The organism is Streptomyces sp. NBC_01198, from assembly GCF_036010485.1.
GTDB lineage: Bacteria > Actinomycetota > Actinomycetes > Streptomycetales > Streptomycetaceae > Actinacidiphila.
In genome coordinates this window covers 4,031,494-4,054,318 of record NZ_CP108568.1, presented here as the reverse complement: position 1 = coordinate 4,054,318, position 22,825 = coordinate 4,031,494, and the positions used below count along the sequence as shown (strand labels likewise).

The window sequence follows — 22,825 nt, the reverse complement described above, 5'->3', positions numbered from 1 at the left end:
GACATCCTGCCGTACCGGACTGTGGACGCAGCAGACCCCGTGGCGGTCGACATGTCAGCTGCCGACTGCCACGGGGTCCGGTGCGGCTCACTCGCCGGTGTCAGGTCCCTTCGTGTGATGCCCCGGTGGGCCGCTCGTCGGTGGGCTGGACGGCGACGTCGGCGGGGTCGTGTCGTGACAGTTGGGGTTGAAGATGTTGCAGTCCGGCGGTGTGGGCGGCTGCGAGGTGTTCGTCGGCGGCGTCCAGGTCGGCGAGCTCGTGGGCGGCGCCGTCGTGGGCGGGGTGTCGGTGGGCGGCGGCGGGGTGGTCGTCGGCGGCTGCGTCATGGACGGGGTCGGCGTCGGGGCGCCGGCCTCGTTGATCGTCTTGCCGTCGCCGATCTTGCCCGGCTCCGGGAAGCCCGGGTCGCGCTGGTTGCCGAGGGCCGCCTTCATGTAGTCGGTCCACATGGTCGCCGGGATGTCACCACCGTGGGTGGTGGAGTCCGGACCGCCGGTGCCGCTCATCGGCAGCAGCATCTTCTCCTTGGTGTTCTGCCGGAACATCACCACCGAGGTGGACAGCTGCTGGGTGTAGCCGACGAACCACGCCGAGCGGGTACCGCCCGGGGTGTCGGTGGTACCGGTCTTGCCGGCCGCGGTACGTCCCAGGGCCAGCGCATTCATACCCGTACCCTTCTTCACCACGTTCTGCAGCACCTTGGTCACGGTGTTGGCGACGTCAGGTCTCAGCGCCGGCGACTTCGTCCGCTCCGGCTTCTGGAAGTCGTGGTCGTCGTCGCCGTCGTGGAGCAGCTTGGTCACCGAGTACGGCTCGACCGCCGCACCGGAGTCGGCGAAGGTGCCGTACGCGTTCGCCATCCGGATCGCGCTGGGGGTCGCGGTGCCGATGGAGTAGGAGGCGACCAGGTCCCCCATGTAGTCCTTGAGCAGTCCGGCCCTGATGGCCGTTTCCTCGACCTTGTCCAGGCCGACGTCCTCACCGAGCTGGACGAACGGGCTGTTGATGGACTGCTCCATCGCCTTGTTCAGGGTGATGTAGCCCCATTTCTTGCCCGACTCGTTCTTCTGCTTGAAGACGGTGTTTTCCTTGGTGAGGACCGGCTTGCCGTTGTGATCCATGATCGGGATCAGGTCGTTGCCGTTGTACTTGCTGTCCGGCGTCAGCGGTTTGTTGTCGCTGTAGTTGGTGCCGTAGGTCATCGCCGCGGCGAGCACGAACGGCTTGAACGTCGACCCGACCGGGACACCCTTGGTGTCGGCGTTGTTGGTGAACTCGCCCTTGTCGTAGCCCGCGCCGCCGTAGATCGCCACGATCTTGCCGTCGCCGGGGACGACGGAGGCCGCACCGAACTGGACGTTGGTGTCGGCGTCACCGTCGAAGGTGTGGTCACTGCCGGTGTACTTGTGCCCGGCGCCCGGTTTGATCTTCTGCGCACGCACCTTCTCGACAGAGGTCTTGAGCTCGTTGACCTTGTCCTTCTGGAAGGTGGTGTAGATCTGGAAGCCACCCTTGTCGAGCTGGGCCTGGGTGATCTTGGGTTTCGAGTGCGTGGTGACGTAGTTGTTCGCAGTGTCGACGAGATAGCCGATCTGGCCGTTCATCCCGGCCTGCGCCTTGAGGCCCTGCGGCATCGGGAACTTCGTGTACTGCGCGCGGTCGGCCGCGGTCATGTGATCGAAGCGCACCTCGTTGTTGAGGATCGACTCCCACCGGTCCTTGGCCCGAGCGGTGTTCGCGTCGGCGTTCGCGGCCGGGTCGATGCCCGGGTTGCCGTTGGGGTCGTAGTACGTCGGCCCCTTGAGCAGCGCGGCGAGCATCGCGCACTGGCTCGGGTTCAGGTCCTCCGCGTCGATGCCGTAGTACGTCTGCGAGGCTGCCTGGATGCCGTAGGCACCGCGGCCGAAGTATGAGGTGTTCAGGTAGCCGGTGATGATGTCGTTCTTTTTGAGCTTCGCACCGACCTTTATGGAGATGAACAGCTCTTTGAACTTGCGGCTGATCGTCTGCGACTGGTCGAGCATCGTGTTCTTGACGTACTGCTGGGTGATCGTCGAGCCGCCCTGCGTCTCGCCGCCCTTGGCCATGTTGAACAGTGCGCGGGCGATACCCGTCGGGTCGACACCCGAATCGGTCTCGAAGGTCTTGTTCTCCGCCGAGATCACCGCGTAGCGCATCGCCCTGGGGATCTTCTCGTACGGGATGTTCTGCCGGTTGACGCCGCCGCTGGTCACCATGCGGCTGCCATCGGCCCAGTAGTAGACGTTGTTCTGGGCGATGGCCGCCTTGTTCTCGTTCGGGACGTCGACCATGGCGTAGGCGATGCCGACGATGCCGACCAGGGTGCCGACGCAGCCGACGAAGATCGCCGTGACCTGGCGCCAGGACGGCATCCAGTGACGCCAGCCCTCCTTGCCGAACCGCGGGTAGTCGATGAAGCGCTTCTTGGCCGGCCGCCGTCCGGGACCGCGGCCGCCGCGGCCCGCGGGGCCGCCCGTGCCGGGCCCTCCCGGGCCGCCGGGACCCCCGGGGCCGCCACCCGCGCCCCTGCGCCGGCCACCGCTACGGCCCTGGGTGGCACGGCGTGCCGCGGCCCTGCCCTGGTAGGGCTCGCCACCGCCCCCGGAACCGGGGGGTGTTGCGGACGGCCCGCTGTGGGCACCGCTCGGCGAACCGGTCGGCGTCCCGCGTCCGCCACGGGCGTCCGCGGGGGGGCCGCCGGCAGCCGGGCGGCCGCCGGAGGACGGGGGCGTCGGCTGCGGTCCCCCTCGCCGGGCGGCAGCACGGCCGCCGGCAGGCGACTGCGGCGGCTTGCGACGGTGCTCGCTCATGAACAGCTACTCCTCGACAGGCGGGATCGCCTGAAGGCATCGGTGACAATCCGGTCGGTCCCCCTGCGTGCGGCTGTGTCGGGCCGCACGGCACCAAGGATCAAGACGCGCGCCGACGGCGCGGGGTTCCCGGTGCTCTGCATGGCGAACAGAGTACGCACGACCAAAAGACACGTGATGCGAACGTTCATCACATAAAGGGCGGTTGACAGCTCACAGGTTTGCCGATGTGACGCCGGTCACCACCAGCCGCCTTGCGTGATGTCTCGCGCCGTTCTATCGTCGCGATGTATCGACTCGATACATCGGATCGAAAGAAGCGTGAACGAGGGGACGAGGGATTGAGCAAGCGCTCCGGAATCCTCGAATTCGCGGTTCTCGGTCTGCTGCGCGAGTCTCCGATGCATGGGTACGAGCTGCGCAAGCGGCTCAACACCTCCCTCGGGGTGTTCCGCGCCTTCAGCTACGGGAGTCTGTACCCCTGCTTGAAGACGCTGGTCACCCTGGGGTGGCTGATCGAGGAACCGGCGGTGGACATCGGTCCGCCCGCCGCGCCCCTCGCCGGCCGCCGGGCGAAGATCGTCTATCGGCTGACCGCCGCGGGCAAGGAGCACTTCGAGGAGCTGCTGGCGCACTCGGGCCCCGACGCCTGGGAGGACGAGCACTTCGCCGCTCGTTTCGCCTTCTTCGGCCAGACGTCCAAGGACGTCAGGATGCGGGTGCTCGAAGGGCGGCGCAGCCGCCTGGAGGAGCGCCTGGAAAAGATGCGGGCCTCGCTGGCCCGCACCCGCGAAAGGCTCGACGACTACACGCTTGAGCTGCAACGGCACGGCATGGAGTCGGTGGAGCGCGAGGTCCGCTGGCTCAATGAGCTGATCGAGACCGAGCGGGCCGGACGCGTCGAGCGTCCGGTCGACGAGCGGGACGACAACGACAACACCAACCAAGAGAACGGCGGCCGACCCGAAGCCCGGGGAACCGCGTGACGATTACACAGGGAGCAACGGGTATGGGTTCGGTTCGCGTAGCCATCGTCGGTGTGGGCAACTGCGCCACGTCGCTGGTACAGGGTGTCGAGTATTACAAGGACGCCGACCCGGATTCCCGGGTGCCCGGTCTGATGCACGTCCAGTTCGGCGAATACCACGTTCGTGACGTCGAGTTCGTGGCTGCCTTCGATGTTGACGCGAAGAAGGTCGGCCTCGATGTCGCGGACGCCATCGGCGCCAGCGAGAACAACACCATCAAGATCTGCGACGTGCCGCAGACCGGTGTGACCGTCCAGCGTGGCCACACCCTCGACGGCCTCGGCAAGTACTACCGGGAGACCATCGAGGAGTCCGACGAGACCCCGGTCGACATCGTCCAGGTGCTCAAGGACCGCAAGGTCGACGTGCTGGTCTGCTACCTGCCGGTCGGTTCCGAGGACGCGGCGAAGTTCTACGCCCAGTGCGCCATCGACGCCAAGGTCGCCTTCGTCAACGCCCTGCCGGTCTTCATCGCCGGCACCAAGGAGTGGGCCGACAAGTTCACCGAGGCCGGTGTGCCGATCATCGGCGACGACATCAAGTCCCAGGTGGGCGCCACCATCACGCACCGCGTGATGGCCAAGCTCTTCGAGGACCGCGGTGTGGTGCTGGAGCGCACCATGCAGCTGAACGTCGGCGGCAACATGGACTTCAAGAACATGCTCGAGCGCGAGCGCCTGGAGTCCAAGAAGATCTCCAAGACGCAGGCCGTCACCTCGCAGATCCCGGACCGCGACCTGGGCGCGAAGAACGTCCACATCGGCCCGTCCGACTACGTCCAGTGGCTCGACGACCGCAAGTGGGCCTATGTCCGCCTCGAAGGGCGCGCCTTCGGTGACGTCCCGCTGAACCTGGAGTACAAGCTGGAGGTCTGGGACTCCCCGAACTCCGCCGGCGTCATCATCGACGCGGTGCGTGCTGCGAAGATCGCCAAGGACCGCGGTATCGGCGGCCCGATCCTGTCGGCGTCCTCGTACTTCATGAAGTCCCCGCCGGTGCAGTACTTCGACGACCAGGCCCGCGAGAACGTGGAGAAGTTCATCCGCGGCGAGGTCGAGCGCTGAACAGCCCCCTGCCGGTGCGGCGCTGACGCGGGGACACCCTGACGCGCTGACCGACGGATTACCGAGAAGGCCCCGGGTCGCATGCCCGGGGCCTTCTCGGTCGTGTGAGGCTGTGCGCATGGGCCTTCTGCGCGATCTTCGGGACCTGTTGCGGCTGCCGGACTTCCGCCGGCTGCTGGGCGTACGCCTGCTCTCGCAGCTCTCCGACGGCGTCTTCCAGGTCGCGCTGGCCGCCTACGTGGTCTTCTCGCCGGAGAAGCAGGCCTCGCCGGGGGCGGTCGCCTCCGCGATGGCCGTCCTGCTGCTCCCCTACTCGCTCATCGGCCCCTTCACCGGCGTGCTGCTCGACCGCTGGCGGCGCCGCCAGGTCCTGCTGTACTGCAATCTGCTGCGTGCGGTGCTGTGCTGCGGCACCGCGGGGCTGATCCTGCTCCGGGTGCCGGACTGGCTGTTCTATCTGTCCGCCCTGTCGGTGACCGCGGTCAACCGCTTCGTCCTGGCGGGGCTGTCCGCCGCGCTGCCGCGGGTGGTCGACCCGGACCGGCTGGTGACCGCCAACGCGCTCTCACCGACGGCGGGCACCCTCGCGGCGACCGTGGGCGGCGGCGTCGCCTTCGTCGTGCATCTCTTCGCCGCCGAGGGCGACGGGGCCAACGCCGCCACCGTACTGCTCGGCTCGGTGCTCTACCTGTGCGCGGGGCTGTCCGCGCTGTCCCTGGGCCGTGATCTGCTCGGCCCGGAGCCGGACCAGGTCCGCCCGCAGTTCACGGCCGCGCTGACCGGCACTGCACAGGGCCTGACGGCCGGACTGCGTCACCTCCGCCGCCGTCCTGCGGCCGCCCGTGCGATGACCGCGATGACCGCGATGCGCTTCTGCTTCGGTGCGCTCACCGTGATGCTGCTGATGCTCTGCCGCTACGCGTGGTCCGACCCGTCCGACACCGACGCGGGCCTGCGCCTGCTGGGGGTGGCGGTCGGGCTGTCCGCGGCCGGCTTCTTCGTCGCCGCACTCGTCACCCCCTGGGCCACCGCCCGGGTGGGGACCTCCGGCTGGATCATCGCCTGCTCGGCCGCCTCGGCGCTGCTGCTGCCTCCGCTGGCGCTGTCCTTCAGTGTCGCTCCGCTGATGCTGGCGGCCTTCGCGCTCGGGATCGCCACGCAGGGCGCCAAGATCGCCACCGACACGGTCGTCCAGGCGCAGGTCGACGACGCCTACCGCGGCCGGGTCTTCTCGCTCTACGACGTCGTCTTCAACGTGGCGTTCGTCGGCGCCGCAGCGATCGCGGCCCTGGTGCTGCCCGCCGACGTGCGCTCGGCGGGGCTGGTCGTGGCGCTGGCGCTGGTCTATGCCGCCACCGCGGCCGCGATGCTGCGGGAGCGCGATGTTTCACGTGGAACATCGCGAGCAGGCACGCCGACCCGATGAGATCGGAGCGGCCGGCGGTCGCGATGTTCCACGTGAAACATCACTCGGCGGACCGGGCGGTCCACCACTCGCGCAGCGCCGCGGCCGCCGCTTCCTCGCCCAGCGGACCGTTCTCCAGCCGCAGCTCCAGCAGGTACTGATACGCCTGGCCCACCACCGGTCCCGGGGCGATCCCGAGCACGGTCATGATCTGGTTGCCGTCCAGGTCGGGCCGGATCGCGTCGAGCTCCTCCCGCTCCTGCAGCTCCGCGATCCGCTGCTCCAGGCCGTCGTAGGTCCGCGACAGCGCCGCCGCCTTGCGCTTGTTGCGGGTCGTGCAGTCCGAACGGGTGAGCTTGTGCAGCCGCTCCAGCAGCGGGCCGGCGTCCCGTACGTAGCGGCGCACGGCCGAGTCGGTCCACTCGCCGCTGCCGTAGCCGTGGAAGCGCAGGTGCAGCTCGACCAGCCGGGAGACGTCCTTCACCAGCTCATTGGGGTATTTGAGCTGCAGCATCCGCGCCTTGCTGAGCTTGGCGCCGACGATCTCGTGGTGGTGGAAGGAGACCCGGCCGTCCGGCTCGAAGCGCCGGGTCTTCGGCTTGCCGATGTCGTGCAGCAGCGCGGCCAGCCGCAGCACCAGATCCGGCCCCTCGGCCTCCAGGTCGATGGCCTGCTCCAGCACCGTCAGGGAGTGCTCGTAGACGTCCTTGTGCCGGAAGTGCTCGTCCCGCTCCAGCCGCAGCGCCGACAGCTCGGGCAGCACCCGGTCGGCGAGGCCGGTCTCGACCAGCAGCCGCAGGCCCTTGCGGGGGTGGTCGGACAGGATCAGCTTGTTCAGCTCGTCCCGCACCCGCTCGGCGGAGACGATGTCGATCCGGTCGGCCATCGCGGTCATCGCCGCGACCACCTCAGGGGCGACCTCGAAGTCCAGCTGGGCGGCGAAGCGGGCGGCACGCAGCATCCGCAGCGGGTCGTCGGAGAAGGACGCCTCGGGGGAGGCCGGCGTGCGCAGCACCCGGGCCGCCAGATCGTCGAGGCCGCCGTAGGGGTCGATGAAGTCGTTCCCTGGCAGACCGACCGCCATCGAGTTCACCGTGAAGTCCCGGCGGACCAGATCCTCCTGGATGGTGTCACCGTAGGAGACCTCCGGCTTGCGCGAGGTCCGGTCGTACGCCTCGCTGCGGTAGGTGGTCACCTCGATCTGGAAGCTACGGGTCGCACCCTCGGTATCCTGGGCCTTCTTCATGCCCCCGACCGTGCCGAAGGCGATGCCGACCTCCCACACCGAGTCCGCCCAGGGCCGCAGGAGTTTCAGCACCTGCTCGGGACGGGCGTCGGTGGTGAAGTCCAGGTCGTTGCCGAGCCGGCCGAGCAAGGTGTCCCGGACCGAACCGCCGACCAGGGCGAGAGCGAATCCGGCGGCACGGAAACGGTGGCCCAGCTCCTCGGCGACCGGCTCGACCCGGTGAGGGGCCTGCCCGGCTCGCGGGGGCTGCGGGCTCTGAGCGGCATTGTTGGCATTCGGCACAACGTAAAAGGGTACGGGTCCGCGGGCATCGCCCGCGCACGGGTTTTGCGGCTGGTACCAAGGAGCAGTCCGCAGCACTTCGACACAGCGCGGATCGTTAACATGCCAGCACGCACATCCGATGGACCACGGCGACAGACGATCAGCAACACAGATGACGAGGACGGGCGAACGCGTGGGCGAGGCGGCACAGTCACCCGGGAAACCCCCGTCCTCGGCGCGCCGCCGGGCGGCACGGATCGTCGCGCTGGTGGCGGGTGCGACGCTGCTCACCGGGCTGCTGCAGGCCACCGGGGCGTCCCCCTCGCAGGCGGCGGCCGGCAGCGGCTCCCGTACCGCCTCGGTGTCCGTGGACTCCCTCACCCCGCGCATCCCGGTCAAGGGCGACTCGGTGGTCATCTCCGGGAAGCTCACCAACGACGGCAAGTCCGCCATCAGCCACGCCCATGTCGGCATCCGGATGCCGTGGGGCGGCGCGCTGACCACCCGTAGCTCGATCAAGAGTGCCGCCTCGCGCACCGGCTACAGCAACGCCGAGGACGGGCCCGAGGTGCCCGACCAGACCAGCGCCGTCTCCGACATCCCGGCCGGCAGCCACGTGTCCTTCAGCATCACCGTCCCGGTCTCCGCTCTCGGCCTGGACGACGCCGGGGTCTACCAGCTGGGCGTGACGCTGGACGGCCGGACGAAGGCCGAACCCACCACGCATGTGCTCGGCATCAAGCGGACCTTCCTGCCCTGGTACGGCGACGCCGTCACCAGCGGCAGCAAGCAGACCAGGATCAGCTATCTGTGGCCGCTCACCGACCGGTCGCACGTCGCACCGCGCGGCGACACCGATTCCCAGGTGAGCCCTATCTTCATGGACGACGAGCTGGCCACGGAGCTCGGACCGGGCGGCCGGCTGCGACAGATGATCGACCTGGCCAGGAACCTCCCGGTGACCTGGGTCGTCGACCCCGACCTGCTCGCCAGCGTCGAATTCATGACCAAGGGCTACCGGGTCGCCGGGCCCGGCGGTGACGTCACCAAGACCACGGCGGGCACCGGTGGCGCGGTCGCCAAGCAGTGGCTGAACGACCTCAAGATCGCGGTGGCCGGCGAGCAGGTGATCGCGCTGCCCTTCGGCGACACCGACATCGCCTCGCTCGCCCACCACGGCCGGAAAATCCCCGGCGCCGTCGGCCACCTCAAGACCGCCACCGCTCTCGGGCTGGCCACCACCCAGACCATCTTCGGCGGCAGCCAGACCGCCGACGTCGCCTGGCCGGTGGACGGCGCCATCGACCCGTCCATCGTCTCGGTGGCGCGCGCGGGGGGAGCCAAGCGGATCATCGCCCGCAGCGACACCTTCGGCGACGGCGACCTCAGTTACACCCCGAACGCCGCCCGGCCGATCGGCGGCGGCACCACCGCGGTGGTCTCCGACGCGATCCTTTCCACCGCCTTCACCGGCGACATGGACGACCCGCAGAAGGTCGACCTCGCCGTGCAGAGCTTCATCGCGCAGACGCTGATGATCACCATGGAGGCGCCGGAGAAGCAGCGCACTGTCGTGGTGGCCCCGCAGCGGATGCCCACCGCCGCGCAGGCGCAGGCCATGGCCCAGGCGATCCACTACAGCACCACCGCGCCCTGGGTCTCGCCCGTCTCCTTCGACGACGCGGCGAAGGCGCATCCTGACGCGCACGCCAACCGCAAGGTGCCGTCGAGCAAGGCCTACCCGAGCAGCCTGCGCAAGCAGGAGCTGCCGGCGGAGGCCTTCACCTGGATCGAGTCGATCCAGGAGCACCTGAACGACTTCGTGGTGATCCTCACCTCACCGGACCACGTCACCGTGCCGTTCCGCAACGCGGTGCTGCGCTCGATGTCCGACAGCTGGCGTGCTGTCCCGTCGGGCTCGGAGGACTACCGAAACGCGATCGGCGACTACCTGACCGGCCTGATCAACGCCGTGCACATCATCCCGAAGACCACGCTGACGCTGTCGGGACGCAGCGGCACCATCCCGGTCACGGTGAAGAACGAGCTCGGCCAGCCGGTGAAGGGCCTGACACTGCGGCTCACATCGGGCACGAACATCCGGTTGAAGATCAAGAACGCCGAGCAGCCGATCGCCATCGAGGGCGGCCACACCCGTACCCTGAAGTTCCAGACCACCGCGAACGCGAACGGTACGGTCAAGGTCTCCGCAGCCCTCTTCACTGCCAAGGGCGTGTACGCCAGCACGGGCGTCGGATTCGAGGTCCACATCAACAAGGTCACCGACCTGGTGATGCTGATCATCGGAGCCGGACTTCTCCTGCTGGTGCTCGCGGGCGTACGGATCTACCGTCAGCGTAAGCGGCGCACCGACGTGGACGGCACAGACGACGACGGCGGCGAGAACGAAGAGGCGAACGGCACGGACCCCGGGCAGCCGGGTGACCCTGCCACTGACACCGGGCAGGAAAGCCCGGAGCCCTCACCGACAGGTGAGAAGGTGGACGGGTAGCCGGCGGACAATAAGGTGGGGCACTGATGAACGCGCCGTATGACGGTGATCGCGACTCTGCGGGCCAGATGCCTCCCTCGCCCGAGCAGCGTCCGGCGCCTGCCGACCCCTATCTGCAGAACACGTATGCCTACGATCCGTATCAGCAGCCGGATCCGGCACAGCAGTGGCAGGAGCAGTCCGGCCACCAGCAGCAGCCCTACCCGGACAACGCGGCAACCCAGTACATGGGCACGGGCGCTTCGGCAGGCGGACCGGAACAGCAGCAGCAGGGCGAGGAGTACGACGCCTTCGCGCACCTCTTCCGCGACCAGCAGCCGCCGCAGGACGGCTACCAGCAGCAGGACGGCCAGCAGCCCGGCGGCTACCCGCAGCAGTACCCCCAGCAGCAGCCCGGCGGCTACCAGCAGCCGTATCCGCAGCAGGGCGGCTACGGCCCGCAGGACGGGTACCAGCAGCAGGGCTACCCGCAACAAGGCGGCTACCCGCAGCACGGGGGCGGCCACCAGGGCGGCCACCAGGCTCAGGGCGGCTACCCCGCGTCCTACTCGCACACGCCGTCGGCCAACGAGACCACGGGCTTCTCGATCCCGATATACCAGGACCCGGGGTACGGCCAGGACTTCTACCAGGGCGAGCCGTACGCGGACCCGCACTACGCCGACTCGCAGTACGTCGACCCCCGCTACGCCGACCCGCGCTACGGCTACCCGTACCAGCAGCCGTACCAGGAGCAGTACCAGCAACCGCAGCAGCAGCCCTACCAGGAGCCGTACGCGCCGCAGGGTTACCAGCAGCCCGGGCAGCCGCCGCAAGGCGTCCAGCGGCCAGGTACGGCCGCCACGGGCACCACCGGGCAGGTAGCCGCCGCCACCGGCACCACCACAGCGGTGCCGGCCGCCGGCGGGGCGGCGACCGCCACCCGGTCCGGCGGCATCCTGAAGTCCAGCGCCCTGATGGCGGCCGGCACGCTGGTCTCTCGCGTCACCGGCTTCGTGCGCACCCTGGTGGTCGCCGCGGCGATCGGCGCCGCCACCCTGAGCGACTCCTACCAGGTCGCGAACGTGCTGCCGACGATGATCTACATCCTCACCATCGGCGGCGGCCTCAACTCGGTGTTCGTACCGCAGCTGGTCCGCGCGATGAAGGACGACGACGACGGCGGCTCCGCCTATGCCAACCGGCTGCTGACCGTCGTCATGGTCGCGCTCGGCGGCATCGTCACCGTCACCGTGCTCGGCGCGCCGCTGCTGGTCAAGCTGATGTCCGCGAAGATCGCCGACAACCCGGACACGTACAACGTGGCCATCGCCTTCGCCCGCTACTGCATGCCCACGATCTTCTTCATGGGCGTCCACGTGGTGATGGGCCAGGTGCTCAACGCCCGCGGCAGGTTCGGCGCGATGATGTGGACCCCGGTCCTCAACAACATCGTGGTGATCTTCACCTTCGGCATGTTCATCTGGGTCTACGGCTCCTACGGCTCGACCCGGCTGGACGCCACGACGATCTCGCCCGACGGTGTCCGGCTGCTGGGCATCGGCACGCTGCTCGGCCTGGTCGTCCAGTCACTGGCGATGCTGCCCTACCTGCGGGACGCCGGGTTCAAGTTCCGGCCACGCTTCGACTGGCGCGGCCACGGCCTCGGCAAGGCCGCCAAGCTCGCCAAGTGGACGTTCTTCTTCGTGCTGGCCAACCAGGCCGGCCTGGTCGTGGTCACCCAGCTCGCCACCTGGGCCGGCGCCAACGCCGACAAGAGCGGCTACCCGGGCACCGGCATCACCGGCTACAACTACGCGCTGCTGCTCTGGCAGATGCCGCAGGCCATCATCACCGTCTCGGTGATGGCCGCGGTGCTGCCGCGCATCTCCCGGGCCGCGGCCGACGGCGACGTCACCGCGGTCCGCGACGACATCTCCTACGGTCTGCGCACCTCGGCGGTCGCGATCGTGCCGGCCGCCTTCGCCTTCCTGGCCCTCGGCGTCCCGATCTGCGGCGTCCTCTACGCCAGCACCAACGAGGCCTCCGCCCGCAACATCGGCTTCATCCTGATGGCCTTCGGCGCCGGACTGATCCCCTACTCGGTGCAGTACGTCGTCCTGCGCGGCTTCTACGCCTTCGAGGACACCCGCACCCCCTTCTACAACACGGTGATCGTGGCCGCCGTCAACGCGGCGGCCTCCGCCCTCTGCTTCGTCGCGCTGCCCGCCCGCTGGGCCGTGGTGGGCATGGCCTTCTCCTACGGCCTGGCCTACGCGGTCGGCGTCGGGGTGGCCGTCAAGCGGCTCCGGGCCCGCCTCGGCGGCGACCTGGACGGCCGCAGGGTGGTCCGCACCTACGCCCGGCTGATCGGCGCCTGCATCCCGGCGGCGGGACTGGCCGGGATCGCGGCCTATGTCATCAGCGGGAGGCTGGGCGGCGGGGTGACCGGGTCGCTGGCGTCACTGGTGGTCGGCGGCATCCTGCTGGGCGGGATCTTCCTGGTCATCGCGAAGCGGATGCGGATCCAGGAGCTGAACGGCATGATCGGCATGGTCCGGGGTCGGCTCGGCCGCTGATTCGACGTCAGCCCACGGGCGTTGCCGAGGTCGCGCAACCATCACGGCCTGCCGTGTGTCGTGCATAGAGCCGGACTGTGGGCACAATTGTCATCGGCTCGACGTGGGGTCGCGCAATGGATGGGGAGGCAGGAACGACGGTGGCGGATCGGAGCACGGCGGCCGTCGGAGTGGCCGATGAGGGCGGCGAGGCGCCGCCCGCAGCCCAGCAGGACGGCGCCACACCCGGCGGTACGACGACGGACGACCAGGACAGCGGCACCGCCGGCGACGGCACCCCAGCCAAGGACGCAGCGGACCGGACCGAGAACACCGAAGACGACGCGGAGCAGACCGCGCACGCCCCCCTGATCACCGCCGAGCCCATGCCGGCCGAGCCCGAGGCCGAGACCGCCGTGCTGGAAGCCGCCGAGCCCGCCACCGAGACCGAAGCCGAGACCGCCGTGCTGAGCGCTGCGGAGCCCGCCACCGAGACCGCCGTGCTGGTCGCCGCCGCCCAGGCCGAGCCGGACCCCGAGCCCGAGCCCCGGCCTGGAGCCGCTGAGCAGGAGCCCGCCGGGCCGAAAGCCGCGCAGGGCGACAAGGCCGCGCCCGAAGCCACGCCTGAAGGCACGCCCGAAGCCGAACCTGAAGCCGCTGCGCCCGAACCCGACCGGCCGCAACCCACCAAGCCCCGCCCCCAGGCCAAGCCGAAGCCCACCGCGCCCGAGCTGCACAGCGGCCACCGGCTGGCCCGCCGCTACCAGCTCGCGGAGTGCGTCACGCGGGTGGACGGATTCAGCAGCTGGCGTGCAGTGGACGAGAAACTGCGGCGGGCCGTCGGTATCCATCTGCTCCCCGCCGCCCACCCGCGGTCCCGCCAGGTGCTGGCCGCCGCGAGGTCGGCGGCCCTGCTCGGCGATCCCCGCTTCGTCCAGGTCCTCGACGCGGTCGAGGAGGACGAGCTGGTCTACGTGATCCACGAGTGGCTGCCGGACGCCGGATCCCTCGCCGACCTGCTCGCAGCCGGCCCGCTGGAGCCGCACGAGGCCTACCAGATGGCCAGCCAGGTCTCCCAGGGCATGGCCGCCGCACACCGCGAGGGGCTGGCCCATCTGCGGCTCGACCCGGGAGCCGTGCTGCGGACCAGCTCCGGGCAGTACCGCATCCGCGGGCTGGCCGTCGCCGCCGCGCTGCGCGGGCTGAACTCCGAGCGGCCGCAGCGGCAGGACACCGAGGCGATCGGCGCGCTGCTCTACGCCTCCCTGACCCAGCGCTGGCCCTACGAGGAGGACGCGCACGGCCTGGCCGGACTGCCCAAGGGCGTCGGCCTGGTGGCTCCGGACCAGCTGCGTGCGGGCGTCCACCGCGGCATGTCGGACGTGGCGATGCGCGCGCTGGTCAATGACGGCGCGACCGCGTCCCGCGAGGAGCCGCCGTGCACCACCCCGGAGGAGCTGGCCAAGGCCATCGCTCGCATTCCGCGGATCCGGCCGCCCGAGCACCCTGCCCCGATCTACCGGCAGCCCGCCTTCCAGCAGCCGCCGCAGCCGCCTGCCGGGGCGACTCGCTACGCCGCCGGCGGGCCGGTCAGCACTCCCTCCGCTCCGCCGCCCGCCCTGCCCGGACGTACCGGCAGTGCGCTGAAGTGGGCGGTCTCCGCGCTGCTGATCGTGGCCATCGGGCTCGGCAGCTGGCAGCTCGCCGACGCCATGAAGTCCCGCGAGAACCATGCCCCGCGCAACCCGACCACCTCGCCGAAGGCGGACCACAACCCGGCGCCGCCGCCCGCCGGGCCCCTGACGATCGTCGGCGCCAAGGACTTCGACCCGCTGCCGCAGGGCAACGGCACCGAGAACCCGGGCGAGGTGGGCAACCTCACCGACCACGACCCGGCGACCTCCTGGACGACGCTGAGCTACGCGACGGCCAACCTCGGCGGACTCAAGGACGGCGTCGGGGTGATCCTGGACCTCGGCAGCTCGCACCACGTCAGCAGCGTGAAGCTGAACCTGCTGGGCGCCGGGACGGACGTGGAGCTGTGGGCGGCGCCCGGCGCCAGCGCTCAGCCCACCCGGCTCGACGGCTTCCGGAAGGTGGCCGCCGGCTCCGGCACGCAGCAGGTGACGCTCAAGCCCGGCGGGCAGGTCAGCAGCCGCTATCTGCTGGTCTGGCTGACCAAGCTCCCGAAGGACTCGGACGGCCGGTTCCGTGGCAAGATCTCGGAGATCAGCGTGACCGGCTGAACCGGCGACGGACGCGGACGGGGGAGTCTGGCCATGGAGCCCATACCGCTCGGCGAAGCCGATGACACCGCCCTGCTCGCCCGCCATGTGGCGGGCGAGCCCGACGCCTTCGGTGAACTCGTCCGCAGGCATCGCGACCGGCTCTGGGCGGTCGCCCTGCGGACGCTGGGCGACCGCGAGGAGGCCGCTGACGCGGTGCAGGACGCGCTGGTGTCGGCCTTCCGGGCCGCCCATACCTTCCGCGGCCAGTCGGCCGTCACGACCTGGCTGCACAGGATCACGGTGAACGCCTGCCTGGACCGGGCCCGCAGAGCCGCCACCCGTCGCACCGCACCGGTCGCCGACGAGGAGAACTTCGAATCGCTCCTCGAACCCCACGAGTCCGCCGAGGCGCCGGCGGTACGCGACGAGCTGCACCGCGAACTCCTCGCCGCGCTGGCGACGCTGCCCGCCGAGCAGCGGGCGGCTCTCGTTCTGGTCGACATGCAGGGCTACCCGGTCGCGGAGGCCGCCGCAGTGCTCGCCGTACCGGAGGGCACGGTCAAGAGCCGGTGCGCCCGCGGCCGCGCGCGGCTGCTGCCCCTGCTCAGCCATCTGCGGGCGAGCGGCGGCGACCGGGCCGGCCCGGTCGGCGAAAGGAACCGGACGGAGGGGACATCCGTCCCACCGGCAGGAACGGAACAGGGCGGAGGTGACCACCGATGACATCGACCACGGGCCAGGACCCGCATCCCGAGGTCGCGGACATCTCCGACCTGGCCGAGGGCATCCTGCTGCCGGAGAAGGCGGCGGAGGTCCGCGCCCACATCGAGTCCTGCGAGCAGTGCGGCGAGGTGCTGGCCTCGCTGCGGGAGATCCGTGAGCTGCTCGGCGATCTGCCGCAGCCGGAGCCGATGCCACCGGACGTGGCCGCCCGGATCGAGACGGCGCTCGCCGCCGAGGCGCAGCGGGACACCGCGCCGCCACATGTTCCACGTGAAACATCGCTCCCGGCGCAGCACGCTCCCGCAGCGGCGGATGTTCCACGTGGAACATCCGCACCCGCGGGTCGCCCCTCCGCACCCACCGGACCCGGTCGCGCCAGTCGGCGGCGACGTGGCCTGCTGGTGGTCGCCGCCTCGGCAGTCACCGTCATGGCACTGGGCGGGGCGGTCTACGAGCTGGCGTCGCACAGCGGCCCGAGCAGTACCAGCGCCGACAGCAGCGCGGAGCGCAAGAGCAGCACGCAGGATCGCGGCAGCTCCAGCGCGGTCGGCGACGAGGTGGCGCGGCTGCTCGGCGGGTCGGCCGGCGGCGCGGCAGGCAGCAAGACGGCGGGCGGCGGTATCACCTCGCCCATGCTGGGTACGCGAGGCGATACCCGGGTCACCGCCCCCGACGGCACCGTCGTCACGGTGCCCGGATGCGTGCTCCAGGCCACGCAGCAAAGTCGGCAACCGGTGGCCGCCGACCGGGAACCCTTCCAGGGCGTCGACTCCTTCCTCGTGGTCCTGCCCGACCCTGCCGACCCCGCCCGGGTCGACGCCTTCGTGGTGGCCGCCTCCTGCACGGGCGACACCCCCGGCCGGGTGCTCTTCCAGGACAGCTACCCGCGCAGCTGACCAGGGGTCCACGGGGGTCACCGCGCTGGGCGTGGGGCGCCTCGCCTCCGGGGGAATGCCAGCCCCGTAGGATCCGTTAGGCACGACGAGAGTCCAGCCAGGGCCCCCACCGCAGTCCGCAGAGACGAGGAAGACACCCGTGAGCGACGTCCGTAACGTGATCATCATCGGCTCGGGGCCCGCGGGCTACACAGCGGCCCTGTACACGGCACGCGCATCCCTCAGCCCGCTGGTCTTCGAGGGCTCGGTCACCGCCGGCGGTGCGCTGATGAACACCACCGAGGTGGAGAACTTCCCCGGGTTCCGTGACGGCATCATCGGCCCGGACCTGATGGACAACATGCGCGCCCAGGCGGAGCGGTTCGGCGCCGAACTGGTCCCGGACGACGTGGTCGCCGTCGACTTCAGTGGCGACATCAAGACCGTCACCGACTCCGCGGGCACCGTCCACCGGGCGAAGACCATCATCGTCACCACCGGGTCGCAGCACCGGAAGCTCAACCTGCCCAACGAGGACCAGCTCTCCGGCCGTGGCGTCTCCTGGTGTGCCACCTGTGACGGCTTCTTCTTCCGCGAGCACGACATCGCCGTGATCGGCGGTGGCGACACCGCGATGGAGGAGGCGACCTTCCTCTCCCGGTTCGCCAAGTCCGTCAAGATCGTGCACCGCCGGGACAGCCTGCGGGCGTCCAAGGCGATGCAGGAACGCGCCTTCGCCGACCCGAAGATCTCCTTCGTCTGGGACAGCGAGGTCGCCGAGATCCACGGCGAAGGCAAGCTCTCCGGGCTGACCCTGCGCAACGTGAAGACCGGCGAGACGTCGGAGCTGCCCGTCAGTGGGCTGTTCATCGCGATCGGCCACGACCCGAGGACCGAACTCTTCAAGGGTGTTCTCGACCTCGACCCGGAGGGCTATCTCACCGTCCAGGCGCCGAGCACCCACACCAGCGTGCCCGGTGTCTTCGGTGCCGGAGACGTCGTGGACCACACCTACCGCCAGGCGATCACCGCGGCCGGCACCGGCTGTTCCGCCGCCCTGGACGCCGAGCGCTACCTGGCGTCGCTCAGCGACGCCGAGAAGGCTGCCTGATCCCTACCCCCCCCCCGCCCGCTCGTATCGAACCTGAGGAGACTGCCGTGGCCGGCACGCCCAAGCACGTAACCGACGCGACCTTCGCCGAGGAGGTTCTGGCCAGCGACAAGCCCGTGCTGGTCGACTTCTGGGCTGATTGGTGCGGCCCCTGCCGTCAGATCGCCCCGTCGCTGGAGGCCATCGCGGCGGAGCACCCCGACGAGATCACCATCGTCAAGCTCAACATCGACGAGAACCCGGCCACCGCCGCGAAGTACGGCGTGATGTCCATCCCGACCCTCAACGTCTACAAGGACGGCGAGGTCGTGAAGACCATCGTGGGTGCCAAGCCGAAGGCCGCGCTCGTTCGCGACCTGTCCGACTTCATCGGCTGACAAGGGCCCCGAACGCGCACTGTTCCACGTGGAACATCGAAGGGTCGGCTCCCCGATCGGGGAGCCGACCCTTGTTCGTGCCGTGTCGGGTGCAGGCGAGGTCAGAGCGGGCGGAGCACCGGTTCCTTCTGGACGGCACCCAGGAGCCGGTCGATCGCCATCTCGACGTCTTCCTTCCAGGAGATCGCCGAGCGCAGCTCCAGCCGCAGCCGGGGATAACGCGGGTGCTGGCGGACGGTCTTGAAGCCGACCGCCAGCAGATGGTCGGCGGGGAGCACGCAGGACGGCGCCGACCACTTCGCGTCGCCGAACGCCTCGATCGCCTTGACGTTCCGCCGCACCAGATCCTTCGCCACCGTCTGCACGAGCACCCGGCCGATGCCCTGGCCCTGATAGCCGGGCAGCACGCGGGCCGTCATCAGCTGGACGGCGTCAGCGGACACCGGACTGGTCGGGAAGGCCATCGACCGCGGCACATACGCGGCCGGGGCGTAGAGCACGAATCCGGCCGGCATCTCGTCCACATAAACTACCCGGCCGCAGGAACCCCACTCCAGCAATACCGCGGAGATCCAGGCCTCCTTCTCCAGCTCGGGCTTGCCCGCCTGGATTGCGGCCTCCCCGCTCACCGGGTCCAGCTCCCAGAAGACGCAGCGCCGACAGGGCTTGGGAAGGTCGGGAAGGTTGTCGAGGGTGAGCGGTACAAGCCGACGGCCCATGTGCCAAGGACCCCATTCCTGTCGCTGAACGAACTGCGGTGGCACCCCGGTGGTCAGAACCGGGGCGCCACGGTGTCACTCGTCGTCGTCCTCGGCCTCGTCGTCTTCCAGCCGGTTCTCCAGCACCTTGCCCTCGCCCGGTGCCATCGCGCCGAGGATGCGTTCCAGATCCTCTATCGAAGCGAACTCCACCACGATCTTTCCCCGCTTCTGGCCCAGGTCCACCTTCACCCGGGTGTCGAAACGGTCGGAGAGCCGGGTGGCGAGGTGGGTGAGCGCCGGGGAGACCCGGCGGCCGGCCCGTGGCGCCGCTGACTTACGAGCGCTCTTCGGCTCGCTGTTCATCAGCTTCACGATCTCTTCGACCGTGCGGACCGACAGCTCCTCGGCGACGATCCGGAGGGCCAGCTTGTCCTGGTCCTCGGAGTCGTCCAGCGAGAGCAGGGCCCGGGCGTGCCCGAAGGAGATCACCCCGGCCGCCACCCGGCGCTGGACCGGGGCCGACAGCTTGAGCAGCCGCAGGGTGTTGGAGACCTGCGAGCGGGACCGGCCGATCCGATCGGCCAGCTGCTCGTGCGTGCAGGAGAAGTCCCGCAGCAGCTGGTCGTAAGCTGCCGCCTCCTCCAGCGGGTTGAGCTGCGCGCGGTGCAGATTCTCCAGCAGGGCGTCCAGCAGCAGCTTCTCGTCGTCCGTGGCCCGGACGATGGCCGGGATCCGCTCCAGGCCTGCCTCCCGGCAGGCCCGCCAGCGGCGCTCGCCCATGATCAGCTCGAAGCGGTCCGCGCTGATCTCGCGCACCACCACCGGCTGGAGCAGACCCACCTCCTTGATCGAGGTGATCAGCTCGTTGAGCGCGTCCTCGTCGAACACCTCGCGCGGCTGGCGCGGGTTGGGGGTGATCGCGTCGAGTTCCAGCTCGGCGAAGTAGGCGCCGGAGACCGGAACGCGGGACGACGAGAGATCCGGCTCTGTTTCACGTGAAACAGGGATCTCCGCCACCGGTGACACGGTCTCCGGCGGCCGGCGGTCGACCAGGCCCGTCACCTTGGCCGCCGCGACCCCGCGGTCCGGCACCAGGACCGGCGCGGTCCCCGACGTCGAGCTGGTTGCCTGCGGCGCGGCAGGGATCAGCGCGCCGAGACCACGGCCGAGCCCTCTGCGTCGATCACTCACTGGATCCCCTCCGACATGCTGTGCGGGTGCTGCTCGTTCTGCTGTTCGCCCGGCGCCTGCGGGTCATACGCGACTGCCATCTCACCCGGCTGACCGCGCAGTGCCATCTCCCGGGCGGCCTCCAGATACGACAGTGCGCCGCTGGAGCCCGGGTCGTAGGTCAGGACGGTCTGCCCGTAGCTGGGTGCTTCGGAGATGCGTACCGACCGGGGGATGCTGGTGCGCAGCACCTCCTTGCCGAAGTGGGTGCGCACCTCCTCGGCCACCTGGGAGGCCAGCCGGGTCCTGCCGTCGTACATCGTCAACAAGATGGTGGAGACGTGCAGCTTCGGGTTGAGGTGGGCGCGGACCAGGTCCACGTTCTTCAACAGCTGCCCGAGTCCCTCCAGCGCGTAGTACTCGCACTGGATCGGGATGACCACCTCGGCGCCGGCCACCAGGGCGTTGACGGTGAGGAGCCCGAGCGAGGGCGGGCAGTCGATCAGGACGTAGTCCAGCGGCTGCTCGTAGGACTCGATGGCCCGCTGCAGCCGGCTCTCCCGCGCCACCAGCGAGACCAGTTCGATCTCGGCGCCGGCCAGGTCGATCGTCGCCGGAGCGCAGAAGAGCCCCTCCACGTCGGCCACTGGCAGCACCACATCGGACAGCGGTTTGCTCTCCACCAACACGTCGTAGATGGACGGCACTTCGGAATGATGGTCGATCCCCAGCGCCGTGGAGGCATTGCCCTGCGGGTCGAGATCGATCACCAGCACCCGGGCTCCGTGCAGAGCCAGGGAGGCCGCCAGATTCACCGTGGTCGTGGTCTTGCCGACCCCGCCCTTCTGGTTGGCGACCACCATCACCCGGGTCTGTGCGGGTCTCGGCAGTCCCTCACCGGTACGGTTCAGCGCCTCGACGGCCATCTGGGCAGCACGGCCGATCGGGGTGTCATCCATGGGAGGCAATGTTTCACGTGAAACATCGCTCCCGAACCCCGGGGGCACGGAAAGTGGGCCCCCGGCTGTTTCAGCTGAGCGGGGACCGGGGACCGGGTCGGCCATCGGCCCCGCGATGTTGGCGTCGGACCGCAAGGACTCACTCTCCTCGACTTCAGGCTCGCTATGGGAAGAGCCTGCCATGCCCGAGGGGTGCTGAACCAGCGAGCCCCGGCCGGCTGTGGATAAATCCCGGTTATCCACAGCCGAATTCGACTTGGTCGGTTTGTTGGCGCGCGCCTCGGCCGCGGCGCGGCCACGGCTGAGGACTCCTGGAAGCAGTGAGCGACGTTTCACGTGGAACACGATGCGCCGCGCCGCGCCGGTATCCCGGCAGACACTCCGGATTATGCCGTTTTGGCCGTTTCTCGGCGACCGGTCAGCGGCGCCGGCGCCCCGCGTTGCCGCCGCCGCGCGGTGTCCGGCTGGCCCGGGCCGCCTTCGCCCGCCGGGTGGCCGCGCGCACTCCGCCAGGACTTTCCCCCACCAGCACGCGGACCACTGTGGACAACGGATCCACCACGCCCTCGCCGACCTGGATCACCGAGGCGTTCACCGCACCGAGGCGGCCGAGCGCCGCCCGGGCGGCCTTGAGCTCCTCCTCGGCGGTGTCGCCCTTGAGCACCGCCATCTCACCGTGCGGGCGCAGCAGCGGCAGTCCCCAGCCGGCCAGCCGCTCCAGCGGCGCCACAGCCCGCGCGGTCACCACGTCGACCGGCGGCAGCTTGCCCACCATCTCCTCCGCCCGGCCGCGGACCACCGCCACGTTGGCCAGTCCCAGCAGCCGGACCACCTCCTCCAGGAAGGTCGTGCGGCGCAGCAGCGGCTCCAGCAGGGTGATCTCCAGGTCCGGCCGCGCCAGGGCCAGCGGGATGCCGGGCAGCCCGGCTCCCGAGCCCACATCGCACACCGACACGTTCTCGTCGATCACCTCGGAGAGCACCGCACAGTTCAGCAGGTGCCGCTCCCACAGCCGGGGCACCTCGCGCGGACCGATCAGACCGCGTTGCACCCCGGCATCCGCCAGCAGTTCGGCGTAGCGCAGCGCGTCGGCGAACCGGTCGCCGAACACCGCCCCGGCCTGCTCGGGCGGCGCGGGAAGCTCCGCTGCTGCCTCCGTCACGGGACTGTCCTTTCCTCGGTTCTCGCACACGTTCGTCTCTGTCCAGGCTGACAAGCCTCGGCCCCGCCTGCGAACAGACGGGGCCGATCGATCGGGGCGAACAGCCGGTCAGACCGGCAGGACGACCACCCTGCGCTGGGGCTCCTCGCCCTCCGACTCGCTGCGCAGGCCGGCCGCGGCCACCGCGTCGTGCACGACCTTGCGCTCGAACGGTGTCATCGGGTCCAGCTTCACCGGCTGACCGCTCTCCTTGGCCTCCGCTGCGGCCTCGGCGCCCAGCTGTGCCAGCTCGGCGCGCTTGCGGGCCCGGAAGCCGGCGATGTCCAGCATGAGCCGGCTGCGCTCACCGGTCTCCCGGTGCACCGCCAGCCGGGTCAGCTCCTGGAGCGCCTCCAGCACCTCGCCGTCCCGCCCGACGAGCTTGGTGAGCTCCCGGGAGGAGGTGTCGCCGATGATCGACACCGACGCCCGCTCACCCTCGACATCCATGTCGATGTCACCGTCGAGGTCGGCGATGTCCAGCAGCCCCTCCAGATAGTCCGCCGCGATCTCACCCTCCTGCTCCAGCCGGGTCAGCGTCGCGGACGAGCTGCTGTCGGGTGCCGTGGTGGTGTTGACGTCGCTCACGCCT

17 protein-coding genes are annotated in these 22,825 nt (G+C 70.0%); 10 read left to right on the top strand and 7 right to left on the bottom strand.

What is annotated here, in order from left to right:
* Positions 1–87: 87 nt before the first annotated feature.
* Positions 88–2,832, bottom strand: a complete 2,745-nt coding sequence (locus OG702_RS18155; RefSeq protein ID WP_442814461.1) for a transglycosylase domain-containing protein — start codon at positions 2,830–2,832, stop codon at positions 88–90.
* A gap of 341 nt (positions 2,833–3,173) precedes the next feature.
* On the opposite strand from OG702_RS18155, the gene OG702_RS18150 reads away from it, so the two are divergent.
* From OG702_RS18150 to OG702_RS18140, 3 genes are all read left to right on the top strand, one after another.
* The gene (locus OG702_RS18150) at positions 3,174–3,818 is read left to right on the top strand and encodes a PadR family transcriptional regulator (protein WP_327289938.1); all 645 of its coding nucleotides are present in this window, start codon (positions 3,174–3,176) and stop codon (positions 3,816–3,818) included.
* A gap of 23 nt (positions 3,819–3,841) precedes the next feature.
* Positions 3,842–4,924 carry an inositol-3-phosphate synthase gene (locus OG702_RS18145; protein WP_327289937.1) on the top strand — a complete coding sequence of 361 codons (1,083 nt, stop codon included), beginning with the start codon at positions 3,842–3,844 and terminating at the stop codon, positions 4,922–4,924.
* Positions 4,925–5,042: 118 nt separating this feature from the next.
* Positions 5,043–6,350, top strand: coding sequence for an MFS transporter (locus OG702_RS18140; RefSeq protein WP_327289936.1), 1,308 nt, complete (start codon positions 5,043–5,045; stop codon positions 6,348–6,350).
* A gap of 40 nt (positions 6,351–6,390) precedes the next feature.
* Here OG702_RS18140 and OG702_RS18135 read toward each other — a convergent pair whose 3' ends face one another.
* Positions 6,391–7,857, bottom strand: coding sequence for a CCA tRNA nucleotidyltransferase (locus tag OG702_RS18135; RefSeq protein ID WP_327289935.1), 1,467 nt, complete (start codon positions 7,855–7,857; stop codon positions 6,391–6,393).
* Between the two features lie 175 nt (positions 7,858–8,032).
* Here OG702_RS18135 and OG702_RS18130 point away from each other — a divergent pair, with 175 nt between their 5' ends.
* From OG702_RS18130 to trxA, 7 genes are all read left to right on the top strand, one after another.
* Positions 8,033–10,351 (top strand): DUF6049 family protein, encoded by a 2,319-nt coding sequence (locus tag OG702_RS18130; RefSeq protein WP_327289934.1) that lies wholly within the window; start codon positions 8,033–8,035, stop codon positions 10,349–10,351.
* A gap of 26 nt (positions 10,352–10,377) precedes the next feature.
* Positions 10,378–12,909, top strand: a complete 2,532-nt coding sequence (gene murJ, locus OG702_RS18125) for a murein biosynthesis integral membrane protein MurJ (protein ID WP_327289933.1) — start codon at positions 10,378–10,380, stop codon at positions 12,907–12,909.
* A 140-nt stretch (positions 12,910–13,049) separates the two neighbouring features.
* Positions 13,050–15,134 (top strand): serine/threonine protein kinase, encoded by a 2,085-nt coding sequence (locus OG702_RS18120; protein ID WP_327289932.1) that lies wholly within the window; start codon positions 13,050–13,052, stop codon positions 15,132–15,134.
* A gap of 33 nt (positions 15,135–15,167) precedes the next feature.
* A complete protein-coding gene (sigM, locus tag OG702_RS18115; RefSeq protein ID WP_327289931.1) occupies positions 15,168–15,839 on the top strand; it encodes an RNA polymerase sigma factor SigM in 672 nt (223 codons plus the stop codon).
* Positions 15,836–16,735, top strand: coding sequence for an anti-sigma factor family protein (locus OG702_RS18110; protein ID WP_327289930.1), 900 nt, complete (start codon positions 15,836–15,838; stop codon positions 16,733–16,735). The genes sigM and OG702_RS18110 overlap by 4 nt, the downstream gene beginning before the upstream one ends.
* 139 nt (positions 16,736–16,874) lie before the next feature.
* Positions 16,875–17,825 carry a thioredoxin-disulfide reductase gene (gene trxB, locus OG702_RS18105; RefSeq protein WP_327289929.1) on the top strand — a complete coding sequence of 317 codons (951 nt, stop codon included), beginning with the start codon at positions 16,875–16,877 and terminating at the stop codon, positions 17,823–17,825.
* Between the two features lie 47 nt (positions 17,826–17,872).
* Entirely contained in the window at positions 17,873–18,202 is a 330-nt protein-coding gene (trxA, locus tag OG702_RS18100) for a thioredoxin (RefSeq protein WP_327289928.1), read from the top strand.
* Between the two features lie 101 nt (positions 18,203–18,303).
* On the opposite strand, the gene OG702_RS18095 is transcribed toward trxA, so the two are convergent.
* From OG702_RS18095 to OG702_RS18075, 5 genes are all read right to left on the bottom strand, one after another.
* Positions 18,304–18,921 carry a GNAT family N-acetyltransferase gene (locus OG702_RS18095; protein ID WP_327289927.1) on the bottom strand — a complete coding sequence of 206 codons (618 nt, stop codon included), beginning with the start codon at positions 18,919–18,921 and terminating at the stop codon, positions 18,304–18,306.
* A gap of 75 nt (positions 18,922–18,996) precedes the next feature.
* Entirely contained in the window at positions 18,997–20,094 is a 1,098-nt protein-coding gene (locus OG702_RS18090; RefSeq protein ID WP_327289926.1) for a ParB/RepB/Spo0J family partition protein, read from the bottom strand.
* The gene (locus OG702_RS18085) at positions 20,091–21,215 is read right to left on the bottom strand and encodes an AAA family ATPase (protein ID WP_327289925.1); all 1,125 of its coding nucleotides are present in this window, start codon (positions 21,213–21,215) and stop codon (positions 20,091–20,093) included. The genes OG702_RS18090 and OG702_RS18085 overlap by 4 nt, the downstream gene beginning before the upstream one ends.
* Positions 21,216–21,450: 235 nt before the next feature.
* Positions 21,451–22,194, bottom strand: coding sequence for a 16S rRNA (guanine(527)-N(7))-methyltransferase RsmG (gene rsmG, locus OG702_RS18080; protein WP_327289924.1), 744 nt, complete (start codon positions 22,192–22,194; stop codon positions 21,451–21,453).
* A gap of 108 nt (positions 22,195–22,302) precedes the next feature.
* Positions 22,303–22,821, bottom strand: coding sequence for a Jag family protein (locus tag OG702_RS18075; RefSeq protein WP_327289923.1), 519 nt, complete (start codon positions 22,819–22,821; stop codon positions 22,303–22,305).
* Positions 22,822–22,825: the final 4 nt, after the last annotated feature.